Origin of the sequence: Geothrix limicola (assembly GCF_030268085.1) — a bacterium.
Taxonomy (GTDB): Bacteria; Acidobacteriota; Holophagae; order Holophagales; family Holophagaceae; genus Geothrix; species Geothrix limicola.
The window spans coordinates 159,787-173,708 of record NZ_BSDE01000008.1; the positions used below are offsets into that span (position 1 = coordinate 159,787).

13 protein-coding genes are annotated in these 13,922 nt (G+C 65.6%); 1 reads left to right on the forward strand and 12 read right to left on the reverse strand.

Annotated features, from left to right (window positions below):
• Positions 1-73: 73 nt before the first annotated feature.
• The 11 genes from QSJ34_RS17055 to QSJ34_RS17105 all read right to left on the reverse strand — a co-directional run bounded on the left by QSJ34_RS17055 (position 74) and on the right by QSJ34_RS17105 (position 12,096).
• Positions 74-691, reverse strand: a complete 618-nt coding sequence (locus QSJ34_RS17055; RefSeq protein WP_285577570.1) for a sugar transferase — start codon at positions 689-691, stop codon at positions 74-76.
• A gap of 2 nt (positions 692-693) precedes the next feature.
• The gene (locus QSJ34_RS17060) at positions 694-1,851 is read right to left on the reverse strand and encodes a DegT/DnrJ/EryC1/StrS family aminotransferase (protein WP_285577572.1); all 1,158 of its coding nucleotides are present in this window, start codon (positions 1,849-1,851) and stop codon (positions 694-696) included.
• A gap of 94 nt (positions 1,852-1,945) precedes the next feature.
• Positions 1,946-3,925 carry a GNAT family N-acetyltransferase gene (locus tag QSJ34_RS17065; protein WP_285577574.1) on the reverse strand — a complete coding sequence of 660 codons (1,980 nt, stop codon included), beginning with the start codon at positions 3,923-3,925 and terminating at the stop codon, positions 1,946-1,948.
• Positions 3,926-4,199: 274 nt separating this feature from the next.
• A complete protein-coding gene (locus QSJ34_RS17070) occupies positions 4,200-5,048 on the reverse strand; it encodes a N5-glutamine methyltransferase family protein (RefSeq protein ID WP_285577576.1) in 849 nt (282 codons plus the stop codon).
• A 35-nt stretch (positions 5,049-5,083) separates the two neighbouring features.
• Positions 5,084-5,998, reverse strand: coding sequence for an SGNH/GDSL hydrolase family protein (locus QSJ34_RS17075; RefSeq protein ID WP_285577578.1), 915 nt, complete (start codon positions 5,996-5,998; stop codon positions 5,084-5,086).
• A 30-nt stretch (positions 5,999-6,028) separates the two neighbouring features.
• Entirely contained in the window at positions 6,029-7,027 is a 999-nt protein-coding gene (nadE, locus tag QSJ34_RS17080; RefSeq protein ID WP_285577580.1) for an NAD(+) synthase, read from the reverse strand.
• Positions 7,018-9,024: an asparagine synthase (glutamine-hydrolyzing) gene (gene asnB / locus QSJ34_RS17085; protein WP_285577582.1), complete on the reverse strand. Its 2,007-nt coding sequence runs from the start codon at positions 9,022-9,024 to the stop codon at positions 7,018-7,020. The genes nadE and asnB overlap by 10 nt, the downstream gene beginning before the upstream one ends.
• Positions 9,025-9,032: 8 nt before the next feature.
• Positions 9,033-10,559 (reverse strand): class I adenylate-forming enzyme family protein, encoded by a 1,527-nt coding sequence (locus tag QSJ34_RS17090; protein WP_285577585.1) that lies wholly within the window; start codon positions 10,557-10,559, stop codon positions 9,033-9,035.
• Between the two features lie 10 nt (positions 10,560-10,569).
• The gene (locus QSJ34_RS17095) at positions 10,570-10,839 is read right to left on the reverse strand and encodes an acyl carrier protein (protein WP_285577589.1); all 270 of its coding nucleotides are present in this window, start codon (positions 10,837-10,839) and stop codon (positions 10,570-10,572) included.
• A 190-nt stretch (positions 10,840-11,029) separates the two neighbouring features.
• Positions 11,030-11,638 carry an acyltransferase gene (locus QSJ34_RS17100; protein ID WP_285577591.1) on the reverse strand — a complete coding sequence of 203 codons (609 nt, stop codon included), beginning with the start codon at positions 11,636-11,638 and terminating at the stop codon, positions 11,030-11,032.
• Positions 11,635-12,096, reverse strand: coding sequence for an acyltransferase (locus QSJ34_RS17105; protein WP_285577592.1), 462 nt, complete (start codon positions 12,094-12,096; stop codon positions 11,635-11,637). Before QSJ34_RS17105 ends, QSJ34_RS17100 begins: the two co-directional genes overlap by 4 nt.
• A gap of 215 nt (positions 12,097-12,311) precedes the next feature.
• Between QSJ34_RS17105 and QSJ34_RS17110 the strand changes: the two genes are divergently transcribed.
• Positions 12,312-13,346, forward strand: a complete 1,035-nt coding sequence (locus QSJ34_RS17110; protein ID WP_285577594.1) for a beta propeller repeat protein — start codon at positions 12,312-12,314, stop codon at positions 13,344-13,346.
• 30 nt (positions 13,347-13,376) lie between these two features.
• On the opposite strand, the gene QSJ34_RS17115 is transcribed toward QSJ34_RS17110, so the two are convergent.
• A partial coding sequence (locus QSJ34_RS17115) for a hypothetical protein (RefSeq protein WP_285577598.1) occupies positions 13,377-13,922 on the reverse strand: 546 nt, incomplete at its 5' end.

Sequence of the window (13,922 nt, forward strand, 5' to 3'; positions counted from 1 at the left end):
GGAGAAAAACAGATTTTTCTTCTCTCCGTGCCCGCTCCGTGATCTCCGTGTCTCCGTGGTGGATCTTTTCCTTTCAGGCCTCGGCCCCGCCCCGGATGCGGGTGGCCGGGTAGAGGCCCAGGGTGGCCAGGATGACGAGGAAGTCCGAAGCCACGGAGGCCTGGGCCGCGTAGGCGAGGTTGATGCGCAGCTTGTCGGGCATGATGACGTCCACATAGGCCGCATCGGGATCCGCCGCCTCGGCCAGCAGCTCGCTTTCGTTCCGGTACTTGATCGAGGCCAGGTCCGTGATGCCGGGGCGCAGGGCGAGGATGGCGCGCTGAGGGTCCGTGTAGAGCTCCACGTAGCGGGGCACCTCGGGACGCGGCCCGACGAAGCTCATCTCCCCCACAAGGACGTTCAGCAGTTGGGGGATCTCGTCGAGCTTGGTGCTCCGCAGGCGCCGCCCGATCCGGGTGATCCGCGGATCCTGCCCCACGGTGATGGCACGCCCCTGCCGTTCGGCGTCCAGGACCATCGTCCGGAACTTCCAGATGCGGAAGGGAAGCCCCCCGCGGCCGATGCGGATCTGGCGGAAGAAGACGGGCCCGCCGTCCTCCAGCTTCACGGCCAGGGCCACCAGGGCCAGCAGCGGAAAGAGCACCGCCAGCCCCAGCACCGACCAGAAGAGATCGAAGGCCCGCTTCGCCATGACTAGGCCAGGTTCGACTGCACGAGTTCGCGCACGGCCTGGATCACGTCATCCACATCCGCATCGGTGAGTTCCGCGTGCAGGGGCAGGCTCAGCATGCGCTCGTAGGCATCGGCGGCCACGGGGCAATCCGCGGGCTTGTAGCCGTACTTGTCCCGGTAGAAGGGGTGCATGTGCACGGGCAGATAGTGGACCGAGGTGCCGATGTTGCGTTCCTTCAGGCCATCGATGAAGGCGTTGCGGTCGATCCGCAGCGCGCCGGCCCTGAGGCGGAGGACGTACAGATGCCAGCTCGAGTGGGCCCAGTCGCGCTCCACCGGAAGTTCCAGAGCCGCAAGATCCTTGAAGCCGGCCTCGTAGCGGGCCACCACTTCGCGGCGACGCTTCTGGAAGCGCTCGAGGCGCTTGAGCTGCACGAGGCCGATGGCCGCCTGCATGTCGGTCATGTTGTATTTGAAGCCGGGCAGTACCACCTCGTAGTACCAGGATCCCGAACGGTCGAAGCGCTTCCAGGCATCTCGGTTCATGCCGTGATGCCCGATGATGCGGGACTTCTCGACGAGGGCCGGCTCACCCGTGAGGCAGCCCCCCTCCACCGTCGTGAGGTTTTTGGTGGCGTAGAAACTGAAGGCGGCGAGGTTCTTCCGCGATCCCACGAGCTGCCCCTTGTAGCGGGTCGAGATGGCGTGGGCGGCATCTTCGAGAATGGCGATCCCGTGGCGTTCCGCGAGGGCGTCCAGCTCGTCCATCTGGACGGGGTGGCCCGCATAGTGCACGGGCAGGATCACCTTCGTGCGCGGCGTGATCGCGGCTGCCACGGCCTCGGGCGAGATGGTGAGGGTGTCGGGGCACACGTCCACGAGGACCGGCTTGGCGCCCACATGCTCAACGACGTTGGCGGTGGCGCAGAAGGTCATGGCGGGCACGATCACCTCGTCGCCGGGCCCGACGCCCAGGGCCACGAGTGCCACGTGCAGGCCCGCGGTGCAGGAGTTCAGGGCCACCACGCTGGGCGCCTGCAGGTAGTCCTGCAGGGCCGCCTCGAAGGCCTTGGTCTTGGGGCCCGTGGTCACCCACGGGGTGCGGAGGGTGTCCATCACCTCCGAACGTTCCTCGTCGCCGATGCTCGGCGGATTGTAGGAAAGGAATTCCTTCCTCATGGTCGATGTCTCCAAAACGGGGCCCAGGGTCATCGGGCGGTGGATTCAGGTGAAGGGTGGAGGAACAACCGACGGGCGAGGTCGGCGCGGCGCATCAGGTGCTTTCGGAACGGCGCCCGAGCAGGCGGTCGAAGGTGCGGATGAAGTGCTGGATGGCGACGCGGCGGGACAGGTAGGTTTCCACGTAGTCGCGCCCCCAGAGCCCGGCCTCCTGGATCCGGTCCGGCGCATTCCGGTAGTCGAGAATGGCCTTGGCCAGGCTTTGCGGATCATCCGGCGGCACGATCTCGCCGGAGCGGCTGTCGCGGATCACCCGGGCCAGGTAGCTGTCGGACTCCACGCACCCGATGACCGGACGACCCGCGGCCAGGTAGTTCCAGGTCTTGCTGGGGACCGCGATCTGGGCCGCGCCGGGCTTCAGCGGAATGACGCCGAGATCGCAGGCGTTGTAGACCGAGGCCACCCGCTCCAGGGGCTGCAGGGGCAGGAAGCCACAATTCTTCAGGTTCCTTTCGCGGGCCATGGTCTCCAGGGGCTGCTTGGCGTTGCCATCGCCGATGAAGACGAAACGGATATCGGGATAGTCCTTCAGGCATTCGGCGGCCAGCAACAGATTCTCCAGGTTCTGCACGAATCCGATGTTCCCCGCGTACTGCACGACGAAGGCGCCGCCCTGCCGGAATTCCGCGAGCACCGGATCACTCTCGGCGCTCCGAGGCGTAATGCTGTCCGTGTCCACCCAGTTCGGAACGGTCGCCACGGCCTTGCCGGGGACGATCTGCTGGACGTACTCCGAAAAACTTTCGCTGATGGAAATCACCAGGTCGGACACCTTGTAGGTGAGCTCTTCCGCCTTCCGGAAGCCCCGGTAGATCAGGCCCTTCCCGGGCAGCAGGCCCGCCACCACCGCCGATTCGGGGAAGATGTCCTGCAGGTTGTAGACCAGCTTGGCGCCCTTCATCCAGGCCAGCAGGGCCGCGGGAAGGCCCGCGAGGGGAGGCGTGGACACCACGAAGATGAGATCAACCTTCCGGACGAACAGACCCCGGAGGAAGAAGAAAGCCGAGAACCAGAAATATTCGAAGGCCTTGGAAAAGACTCCCAGTTTCCGGAGGAAGGGGTTCCAGGCGCGATGGATGCGGCCCCTCAGAAGCGGGTGGTCCTCGATGGGCGCGCCACTCCTGCTCGGACCGTTGGTCAGCACCGTCACGTGGTTTCCGCCCTCGGCCAGCCCTTCGGCCAGATCCCGCATGAGGTGCGTGGTGGCCGCGAGCACAGGTGAGTAGTAGGCCGTCACCATCAGGATGTGGCTGGGCGCGGAACGGGGCTTCAAGGCGATGGCCTGAACGGGCCGTGACACCCGGATGGTGCCCTCCTGGACCGGGTTCTGCAGATCCAGTCGGAGGTAGATCAGGCGCCGGGTGCTGCGCGAAGGAACTTCGACGAAACCCGCCTGCTCATTTAACAACCGAGCCCGCGGGTTCTGCCGGCGGACGCCCGTGGAGACCGCCACCAGGCCCCGGCGGCGGCACATCTGGAGCGAGGCCTCCTTCATGGCCTTGCCGATGCCCTGCCCCTGGAACCGCGGATCGACACCCGTGAAGGCAATCTGACCCACCCGCTCCTGCTCGGCGGCCATCCGTTTCTTAAACGCGATCCGTACGAGCCGCACCAGCAGATCGGTGCTGAAGATGGCCCATGGGTGCAGCAGGAAGCCCTTCACCAGTTCGGCCTTGCAGGCCCGCAGCATGGGAATGTTGTAGGGCCGGTCCGAAAGTGTCGTGAAGCCGATGATCTGGTCGCCGCGCCGCGCGACCAGCACGAAATTCTCCGGGGCGCTCACGAACCAGCGGTAGACCGCGTGGATGAAGGGTCGCCCAAGCTGGACCAGGATGTGCTCGTGCTTCGAAAAGCAGGTCTCGTGGAGATCCACCAGGGCGTCGACATCCCCCGGCACCGCCGTGGTCACGCGGAAGTGCTCGTTCTCGAAGAGCACTTCGGGCGGCTCGGCGAGCGGTGTGCATCCCGGCTCCGTGCCTCCAGCCTGATCCAGCGGCTCATCGCTTTCTCGCATACGCTCCAACTCAGCCTCGATCCGTCATGAACGTGCCGGTCGCCTCTAGGGACGGGGGCCGGCAAACAGGTACTGAACCCGGATTCCCCGTGAAAAGGCCGTCCTGGCGCGCCCCACGGGAGCGAAACCCCGGTCTCTTCGGGCAGGCTCAGCCCGTTCAGGCCTCATCATGTTCTCGGAATAATCCATGACTCCAGTATGGCAGCAGGGGCCGGGTCCCGCTCAAGCATCAGGCCATCTTTTTGCCCGAGGCATCTTCACCTGCGCTCGGGCACTACAGGCGCAGGATGATCGCCCTGGCATCGCCGTGGCCATCCATCGCGAAGCGGAAATCGGAATAGAGCTGTTTCCGCTCCACCAGCGCCTGGACGATCCGGGCCTGCCCCAAGCCGAACTCGAACAGGAGGTGTCCGTCTTTCTTCAGGAAGGGCGGCGCCTCCTGCAGCAGCCGCGTGAGAATGGACACCCCGTAGGGGCCGCCATCAAAGGCTTCCCGCGGCTCGTGCTGGAGCAGTCCCGCGTGGGATTTCTCCAGGGAGGCCGTGGGAATGTAGGGCGGGTTCATCACCACGAGGTCCATGGTGCCTTCCAGCCCCAGGTTGGCGAGGGGGGCGAAGAGATCGCCCTGACTGACCTCAATCCGGCCCTGCAGGCCCAGGTGGGCGGCGTTGGCCCGGGTGAGTTCGGCGCAGGAGGCCGTGATGTCCGAAGCCCAGACGCGAAGCCGCGGGATGGCCGCCGCCACCGCGCAGGCGAGGTTTCCGGAGCCGCAGCCCATGTCGATCATCCGCAACTCCCGCTCCGGATCTTCCTGGGCCAGGGACTGAAGGACCCCGAGGACCTCCTTCCCGAGGATCTCAGTCTCTTCCCGAGGCGCCAGCACATCCTTCCGGGCCAGCAGGTCGATGCCCAGGAAGTGTTCGCGCCCCGTGATGAGGCCCAGGGGCGCGCCCTCGGCGCGCTTGGCCGCCCATTCCAGGGCGAGGGAGGAGAAGGCCTCCGGATGCCTCGAGCGGGCGGATTCGATGATCTTCTCGGCCTCGCTCTCGGTCGCGGATCCCGCCTCGTGAGCGATGATCGTCGCCACCTGGACCTTCAGCTGTTGGAGATCCGTTGGTTCCATGTAGCCCTCCATCTTCCGTTCAAGCCTGATCGGTTTCAGCGCCCCTTCGGACTGACCTGGTCGCCGCGTCCTTCGATCACATCCACGATGCGCTGCCCGAGCAGCGGCGCGGCCTTCGCGCCGAGAGCCCGGGTCGGGTGCGGGTCGTCGGGCGCCGAGGCGAATTCCGGCTTCAGATAGAGCCCGCCTTCCGTCTCCAGCCCGTGGAAATCCCACACGAAAATGTTGTCGCCGGGCTCGTCCCACACCTCCTTCACCCAGGTCGTGAACTGCCGCGCCCGCTCGGCCTCCTCCGGGCTGCTGCAGGCCTGAGTCTGGGCGGCACCCGTCCAGACGATGAATCGGACCTGGGGGAATTCATGCATGCGTTGCTTGAGGGCCTCGTACTGCAGCTTGTAGTTGGCGAGGGTCTTCTTCGGCGAGGACACGTCAGCGGCGCCATCGTCGGCCTTGACTAGGCTGACGGGGAAGCAGTGCTTGAAGACGATCACGTCATAGGTCCGCGCGAGGTCGTCGAGGTTCAGCTCGGAGCGATCCCGGTTCTCGCCCCTGTGCTTCACCCAAAGGTTCCAGTAGTCGTAGGGATAGTTGTCCCAGGGGTAGCGGCCGCCGACCACCTTGTTGAAGATCCGTTCGGGCAGCAGCCGCCGCAGGGTCGTGCGTCCTCCCAGGGCGCTCGAATAGTTCATCTCGGTGATCTCGTACTGCGTGCCGTGGGCGGCGTTCCAGCCCTGGATGAACTGGGGGAGTCCCCCATTCCAAATGACCTCGCCCGTGCTGTGATGCAGGAAGACGATCTTCGCGTGTCCGGCGGAACCAGTCATGGCGTGCTCCTTGGCATGGGAATCGGCACTCCTGGAACAGGCGAGGAAAGCCATCAGCCCGAAGCCCACGAGGACGGCCAGCAAGCCGCGGATCACGGAAGGCTGGGGTTCGGAACTCGAAGCCATGGCGGCACCTCCACCGGATCCAGAAGGCGCCTAGACCCCGACGGGCGCCGGGCTGCCGAGGCCGACCATGTCGAGGGGCGGCGTCCGCAGGTAGTGGGTGCTGCGGGTCTTCCGCGTGAAATCGTCGAAGGCGTTCTGCACCTGGGCCGGCGTCAGATCCAGTGCCGCGGCGGCTTCATCGGGGGAGATGTGATTCTCCTGGGCGTACCAGAGCAGGTCCATCATGTCGAAGGGAAGGCGGAAGAAGAACTCCTCCTGGGTGGCGGGGGCGCTGTAGGTGTCGGAGGTGGGGGTGCGCTGCTGGATGATCTCGGGCACGCCCAGGTGGCGCGCCAGCTGGTAGACCTGGGTCTTGTAGAGGTGGACGATGGGCTTCAGATCCACGCCGCCGTCCCCGTGCTTCACGAAGAAGCCCTGGTCGTGCTCGTTCTTGTTGGGGGTTCCGACCACGGCGTAGTTCCGGAGTTCGGCGTGGTAGTAGAGCATGGCCGTGCGCGTGCGCTGCTTGAAGTTGGAGGCGGCGACGATCTGGGCGAACTCCTGGGGCGGAAGGCGCGCGGTCTTCTCCTGCCCGTCGGGTGTGAGGATGGTCAGCGAATAGATGTTGAGCGTGCCCTGCTCGAGCAGGCCCGGCGGAAGCACGATCTTCGCCTTGTAGCCCCGCTTGGGGTCGTATTCCGGGAAGATCCGCGCGATGGCCTCGTCCCGGCGCTCGTAGCAGGCATAGCCGTCCAGCGCGGGCGTGATGATCTCGAGCACCGGCTTGACGCCGTAGTGGGCGGCCAGGTCGCGGGCCAGTTGCTCGGAGGCCGGATCCGAATCCTTCTCCGGCAGCAGGAGGGGCACCACGCGCTCGGGGCCGAAGGCCTTGACGCAGAGCGCCAGGCAGACGGAGGAGTCGATGCCCCCGCTGATGCCGAGTACGGCACCGCTGCGGTGCAGGCCCCGCATGTTCTCCCGCAGCCAACTGACGATGCGGTCGGTCTCCGCGGCCGCGTCGATATCAAGGACTCGCCGGTTCATGGGCATGGCTGTTCCTCTGTGGAAGCCCCTTGGCGGAGGACGGTTTTCACGTCATCGGATTCGTCGAGAGGGGGGGAAGGTCGGAAGCCTGATACGAACTGCCGCTCCACCAGCTGGGTGGAGATGATGCCGGCCAGGGCCATGTCTTCGGTCTCACTTAGCCCCTGGCCCAGCTTGAGCTTGGCCACCAGGTGATCCACGGCCACGGGGTTGAAGCATCCCGAGGCCCGGACGGCGCCCGGCGACAGCAGCTCTTCCAGATAGTCCGGGGGCGTGTCGTTGAAGAAGGCCCGGTGGATCGGCGCGCGGAAGGGCTGCTTGGGTCGGTCGGTGATGGCCGGCGGCAGCCATTCACGGCTGATCTCCTTGAGCAGGAACTTCTCGGTGAGGCCGCGCAGCTTCAGCGTTGGCGGAAGCCGGTTGCAGAACTCGACCATGCGGTAGTCGAGGAAGGGGAAGCGCCCCTCCACGGAATGCCCCATGGCCATCCGGTCGCTCTGCGAAGACAGCAGGTACTGGGACAGGAAGACGGAGATCTCGAGGTACTGGGCGCGATGCAGGGGATCCCACTGCCCGAAGCCGCTGGGATAGGCCAGCCCGTGGCCTTCGGCAGCCATGGCGACGCCGATGCGCTCGGCCAGGTCCTCACTGAAGAAGCGCTTGGTGCGCGCGGTCGTGCGCCAGCGGATGCTGTGGGAGTAGTCGGGCGATCCGGTTTCTTCGAGGCCCATGCCGAAGAAGGCCGAGGCGTAGCTGCCCCCGCCCCGGGCCAGTCCGGAGATCCAGGGGTAGATGCGGTTGAAGAGGCCAGGCCTGAAGGTCGAATCGGGCCGGGCCGCCCAGAAGCGGCGGATCTTGGCCTCCTTGAAGAGGTCATAGCCCGCCAGGAATTCGTCGGCGCCTTCTCCCGTGAGCACCACCTTGAACTGCTTGTCCCGCACCAGCTTCGACAGCAGGAACATGGGCGCCGGAGAAGTCCGCAGGATGGGGATCTCCGCGTGCCAGACCACTTCTGGGAACACCCGGCCGATGTCGGCGTGGCTGGCGTGCACCACGTGATGCTGCGTGCCGAGGTGGCGCGCCATCTGGGTCTGATACTCGCTTTCGTCGAAGCCCGGATCGCCGAAGGAGATCGAGAAGGTTTCGAGGGGACTGGCCGTGTGGTGGCGGATGATCGCAGCGATGGTGGAGGAATCCAGCCCCCCGCTCAGGTAGGCGCCCACCGGCACGTCCGCGCGCAGTCGCACCTGGGTGGCATCGATGAGCAGGTCCCGCAGTTCGTCGGCGTACTCGCCCTTCGTCCGCAGGGGAAGGCTGCCCTCCTCCGGAAAACGCAGCTCCCAGTAGGGCTCGATGCGAATCCGCCCATCCTCGAGGCGCATGAAGTGGCCCGGGGGCAGCTCATGGATCCCCTCGAAGCAGGACCTCGGTGACAGGGGGCTCCAGTAGGTGAAGATCTGATCCATGGCCAGGGGATCCAGCTCCGCCTGAATGCCGGGATAGGCCAGGAGGGCCTTGATCTCCGAGCCGAAGATGAGGGTGTCCCCGGTCCGCGTGTAGAACAGGGGCCTCACGCCCAGGCGGTCCCGGCCGAGGAAGAGGCTGCGGCGGCGGGTGTCCCAGATGGCGATGGCGAACTGGCCGTTGAACTTCGACAGGCAGGCCGGGCCGTACTCTTCGTAGGCGAGCAGGACGGTTTCCGTATCGCTGGTGGTGCTGAAGCGGTGACCGCGGGCTTCCAGCTCCTGACGCAGCTCCACGTGGTTGAAAACCTCCCCGTTGAAGACGATCCAGAGGCTGCCGTCCTCGTTGGAGATCGGCTGCTGGCCCGTCTTCAGATCGATGATGCTGAGGCGGGCGTTGCCGAGGGCGGCCCAGTCGTCCAAGTAGATCCCGAACTGGTCAGGGCCCCGGTGCCGGATCATCCCCAGCATGGCGCGCAGCGTCGAGGCCTCCGTAGGCCGCGCCCGGCTGATCCCGCAGACTCCGACGATGCCGCACATCCGGGCTCCTAGCGCAGCCCGAGCTTGCTGATCTTCCCGGAGGAAGTCAGCGGCAGCTCGGTCCTGAATTCGACGAATTTCGGAACCATGAAATCCTCCAGGTGGGCCCGGCAGTGGGCGATCACCTGAGCTTCGGTCAGCGTCGCGCCATTGGGCACGATGAAGGCCTTCACCACCTCGCCCGCCGTTGCGTCGGGCACGCCCACCACCACCGCCGTAATCCCGGGGAGCATGTGGAGAACGTTCTCCACCTCCTTGGGCGCCACCTTTTCGCCGCGGCACTTGATGATGTCGTCCTTGCGGCTGATGAAGTAGAAATAGCCTTCCTCATCCATGCGGAACAGGTCGCCCGAATAACAGAGGCGCTCGCCGGGAAGCGGCCCGGGCCGGAACCGCTGGGCCGTGGCCTCGGGGGATTCCCAGTAGCCGCGCATCACGTGCCGGCCCCGCACCACGAGCTCTCCGGTCTCACCCGGCCCCAGGCGCCGGCCCGACTCATCTTCGATCCAGGCCTCGGTGCCGGGGATGGGGATGCCCACGGATCCGGCCCGCTGGGCCAGTTGGTCCGGCGGCAGGTAGAGGGTGCGCTTGGTTTCCGTGAGACCGTACATCGAATAGAGCGTGGCCCCCGGGAAGGCCGCCTGGATGTCGAGGATCCGGGAGGGCGAGAGGGCCGCCGCCGTGTTCGTGAGGTAGCGCAGGCTGCTGAGGTCGTACTGGCTGAGATCCTTCTGCAACAACATGGCGAACACCGTGGGCACGCCCGGGAAGCCCGTGGGGCGCTCCTCCTGGATGCGCTGGAGGATCAGGTTCGGATACATGAAGGTGCGCTCGAGCACCAGCGTTCCGCCGATCTTGAAGGTCATCAGCAGCTGGTAGAGGCCATAGTCGAAGGACAGGGGCAGCACGCTGAGCACGATGTCCCCTTCCCGGCTTCCCAGGTAGCTCAGAATGGAGGAACTCGCGAAATCCACGTTGCTGTGGTCGCACATCACACCCTTGGGTTCGCCCGTGCTGCCCGAGGTGTAGATGAGGCAGGCCAGGTCCAGGTCGATGTGGGTGACCGGAAGTTCCGTCGCCGGGCACTCCGCCTGGATGGCATCGAAGGCGCGGATCCGCGCGTCGCCTGAGCCGGCCGATTCCGCCTTGGGCCCGCACACCACCGCGAGGGCGAGCGAAGGCACCGTGTCCCACGCATTCATGGCTTCGAGGTTGCGGGCCTCGATCAACAGTGCCTTGGCGCGGCAGTTGTTCAGGATGTAGGCCAGCTTGTCGGTCTTGGTGGACGCGTTGACGGGCACGAACACGCCGCCGGTCTTCAGCACCGCGAAGATACCCACCACGGCCTCGACCGTGTTGTGCAGATGCAGGGCCACCCGGTCGCCGCGCACCACGCCACCCTCGGCCAGGGCCCGCGCCAGACGGTTCGCCATGGCGTCCAGTTCCCCATAGGTCAGGCGCCGCTCGCCGCACACGAGGGCGACCTTGTCCGGAAGGCGGCGGGCCGAGCGCGTCAGGAATTCGTGGACCAGCATCGAGGAACCATCAGGAGCCGTTGGTGAGCTTGTTCGTGATGAAGGCGCTCAGCCGGCTCACGGAATCGAAGTTCGTCGGAAGCAGGTCGCTGTCGGCGACCGAAATGCCGAAGGTCTTTTCCACAAAGGACACGAGCTCGATGATGCCCAGGGAATCGATGATGCCTTCTTCCAGGAAGGAGGCGTCGTCGCTGTAGTTGAACCCCGTCTCACTGAAGAGGAAATTCCGCGCGATGAACTCGCGGATGGCCGGAGTAATGGAGATGGTGTCGAGGTTCATGCGCGATCACCCTTTGTGGTTGGGTTCTGGGTGGGGCGGGGCAGCCGCCTTCGTATGAGATTCAGATCAGCATATACAGTCTAGCCCGCATTCAATAGCGTGCTCTTGCGAAATTTCGACCCCTGGATGAATGCTTCATTGGATTTGCACCTGCCCCATGCCCCGTGCACCGGAAGCCCAGGAGCCTCGGCTAGGACACCGCCCCCGTCTTCTCCTTCTCCGAGGGCGCCTCGATGCCATGGGCAGCCTGGGCCCGGCGCAGCGCCTTCAGCGGCATGCACCGGGCCGGGTTTCCCATGGCGATCATCCGAGGTGGCACGTCCTCCACGACGACACTGCCCGCCGAGATCACCGCATCATCACCGATGGTCACCCCCGGCTCGACGACCACGCCATGGCCGAGCCAGACCCGGTCGCCGATGACGACGGGGGCCGTCCGGTGCCCATCATGATCCCGGACCATCGCCATCGCACCGAACATGCATTCCTCGCCGATCCGGATGGAGCGCCGGGCCCGAAGGGAGGCGCCGTAATTGAACCCCGTGTGGACTCCGATCAGGATCTCCCCCTCGGGCTCGCACACCAGGGACGTCGGGATGGGCCCGCTGTTGAACCAGGCCAGATCGCTCAGCGTGATCCGCTCCTCCCCCTCCACCCAGAGACGGCCGCCCCTGAGCAGTCGTACGCGCCTGCCAAGCCGGGTGCCCCGCAGGAACACCCAGGCCCGGATGATCGACGGGATGCGGATCACCGGGAGCGCCAGGCGCCGGAGAGTGTCGAGCCAGGGCCTGGGGTTCATGTGGGCATCCGGATGACCGCTGGATGCCCCACCACCACCGCGCCCGGAGGAGTCCGGCGTGACAGGACGGTGCACGGCCCCACCCGGGTGCCACGGCCGAGGTGGGCCCCCGGCAGCAGGATGCTGCGGGGGCCGATCAACACGTCCTCTTCGAGCACGACAGGATGGGAATCCGGAAGCACCTCGCGATCCCCCTCCAGCTGATGGAAGCTGTTGTCGAGGATCATGCTGAAGGCGCAGAGCTGGGAGCGGGCGCCGATCCGGACCGAGCGCACCGCTTCGATGGAGGCGCCGGATTCGATCGTCACGCCATCTTCGAGGATGATTTCGGCGCCGGGAAAGGCCATGAGCAGGATCGGCGCCTGGCTGGCATCAAGGCGCACGCCAGCGCCGATCCGCACCAGTCCTTTGCCCGGGACCAGGATGCGCCCCACCACCACGGTGTCGGCGGCCAGCATGATTCGCCCCCTGGAGCCCCGCAGGCTCCAAAAGCGTTTGGCTTTCGCCCACAAGCTCATGCTTTCTCCGGGACTAGGACTTCAGGATGCTATCAGGAAATTTACGACTCTGCGGATCACACCGCGCTTCAAATCACACATCCTCCTGATAGGCTCGGGGCTGACCTTCAACCGACCCTTCCACCCTTTGACGAGGCCATGGGGAATACGCCCAGATGACATCCGACACGCCGCTGACGATCCAAGCCGAGACCCGGGGGCGGGCCCTCTTCATCGACCGGAAGGGGAGCCTCTACATCGCCCGCAAATACCGGATCTTCCGCTCAGACGATGGCGGAGCCACGTGGAACCTGGACTGCTACGTTCCCACTTCCGGCTGGAAGCCCGTGGCTTCGACCTTCTCCCTCGCGGCGCGCGCCCTTCGCTTCAACATCCAGGCCTTCCAGGTGCTGGCCGACGGCAGCCGGGTGGCCGTGGCGCGGGATGGCATCTACCGCGCCCAGGCCGGGGAATCCCGGATGACGCGGAGCTGGGCGGTCACCCGGGGCTCGCGTCCCATCACGCTCTCGGCCGAAGGAAACCGCGTCTTCTTCGGCGAGTACGGCGGCGCCGAGATGGATCACGTGGGAGTGCGCGTCTACCTGTCCGAGGACGGCGGGCGGCACTTCGAACCCTTCTTCGAATTTCCCAAGGGCGACATCCACCACATCCACAACGTGGTCGTAGATCCCTACGCCGATCACTACTGGGTGCTGGCGGGCGATCATGGGCGCACCCCGGGGATCGCCGCCCTTTCCAAGGATGGCCGCCACCTGGATTGGCTGGACCGCGGCCACCAGATGGTGCGGGCCGTGAGCGTCCTGCCCCGCCCCGACCACCTGATCTACGGCTCCGATTCTGAAGTGGAACCGAACTTCCTCATCCGGCTGGACAAGAAAACCGCCAAGTGGGAGCGGCTCCTGCCCGTGGAAGGGAGCTCCCTCTATGCCGCCGACGTGAACGGCATGGCCGTCATCTCCACCAGCGTCGAGTCCAGCGCGGTGAACACCGCCCGACACTGCAGCCTGTACGCCAGCCACGACGATGCGACCTGGACGAGGCTCGTTTCCCTGGAAAAGGACCTGTGGTCCCCCATCCTGCACTTCGGCCTGATCGTGCTTCCCACGGTCCAGGATGCCTCGACCCGGCGCTGGATGTTCAGCGGCCAGGCCCTGAAGCGGCACCACGACCGGGTCAGCCTCTGCGGCTAGACCCGGTCGGGATGGAAGACGATCTCTGGTTCAGCGTTTGATGCCGATCTGGGTGGTATCGATGCCGGGGAAGCCTGGGATGCTGAACATGGGGCTGGCGGACTTGAGGCTGAAGTCGAGGTTGGCCGGATCGGTGAACATCGGATCCTGGCTCAGGTTCTGACCCACGGAACTGAACCACGAGATCGGCGCCGCCAGGGACGTTGCCGAGTTGTGCTGCCGGTAGACGTCCGTCGTGATCCCCTGATGCAGGTTCCCGTAGCACACGGATCCTTCAGGCTCCAGCCAGTGCGTTCCCTGCAGCGACGACCACGTATTCGGGATCGCAGCCACGTTCGGATACGCCGTCGCCCACGCGCCCGCCTGATAGTTGAAATACTGGAGCTTGCCCAGCAGGTTCCAGCTCGAGCCCGACGTGTTGTTCACCACCTCGAACGCCACGTTGCTGATATCCACCCCATACCAGTGCCCTGAGAAAATGTTGTACTGCGTCTGTACGTCCCGGCCCCCGTTGTGCTGGATCGCGAACATCGGAGACACCTTGTAGAGGATGTTCCCCTCGATCTTCACGCCACT

Coding starts and splice junctions, on each gene's coding strand:
- QSJ34_RS17070 (WP_285577576.1), bottom strand. CDS start 5,048: ATGGAACCAACGGATCTCCAACAGCTGAAGGTCCAGGTGGCGACGATC.
- QSJ34_RS17105 (WP_285577592.1), bottom strand. CDS start 12,096: ATGCTGGCCGCCGACACCGTGGTGGTGGGGCGCATCCTGGTCCCGGGC.
- asnB (WP_285577582.1), bottom strand. CDS start 9,024: ATGTGCGGCATCGTCGGAGTCTGCGGGATCAGCCGGGCGCGGCCTACG.
- QSJ34_RS17100 (WP_285577591.1), bottom strand. CDS start 11,638: ATGAACCCCAGGCCCTGGCTCGACACTCTCCGGCGCCTGGCGCTCCCG.
- nadE (WP_285577580.1), bottom strand. CDS start 7,027: ATGCCCATGAACCGGCGAGTCCTTGATATCGACGCGGCCGCGGAGACC.
- QSJ34_RS17055 (WP_285577570.1), bottom strand. CDS start 691: ATGGCGAAGCGGGCCTTCGATCTCTTCTGGTCGGTGCTGGGGCTGGCG.
- QSJ34_RS17060 (WP_285577572.1), bottom strand. CDS start 1,851: ATGAGGAAGGAATTCCTTTCCTACAATCCGCCGAGCATCGGCGACGAG.
- QSJ34_RS17090 (WP_285577585.1), bottom strand. CDS start 10,559: ATGCTGGTCCACGAATTCCTGACGCGCTCGGCCCGCCGCCTTCCGGAC.
- QSJ34_RS17110 (WP_285577594.1), top strand. CDS start 12,312: ATGACATCCGACACGCCGCTGACGATCCAAGCCGAGACCCGGGGGCGG.
- QSJ34_RS17065 (WP_285577574.1), bottom strand. CDS start 3,925: ATGCGAGAAAGCGATGAGCCGCTGGATCAGGCTGGAGGCACGGAGCCG.
- QSJ34_RS17095 (WP_285577589.1), bottom strand. CDS start 10,839: ATGAACCTCGACACCATCTCCATTACTCCGGCCATCCGCGAGTTCATC.
- QSJ34_RS17075 (WP_285577578.1), bottom strand. CDS start 5,998: ATGGCTTCGAGTTCCGAACCCCAGCCTTCCGTGATCCGCGGCTTGCTG.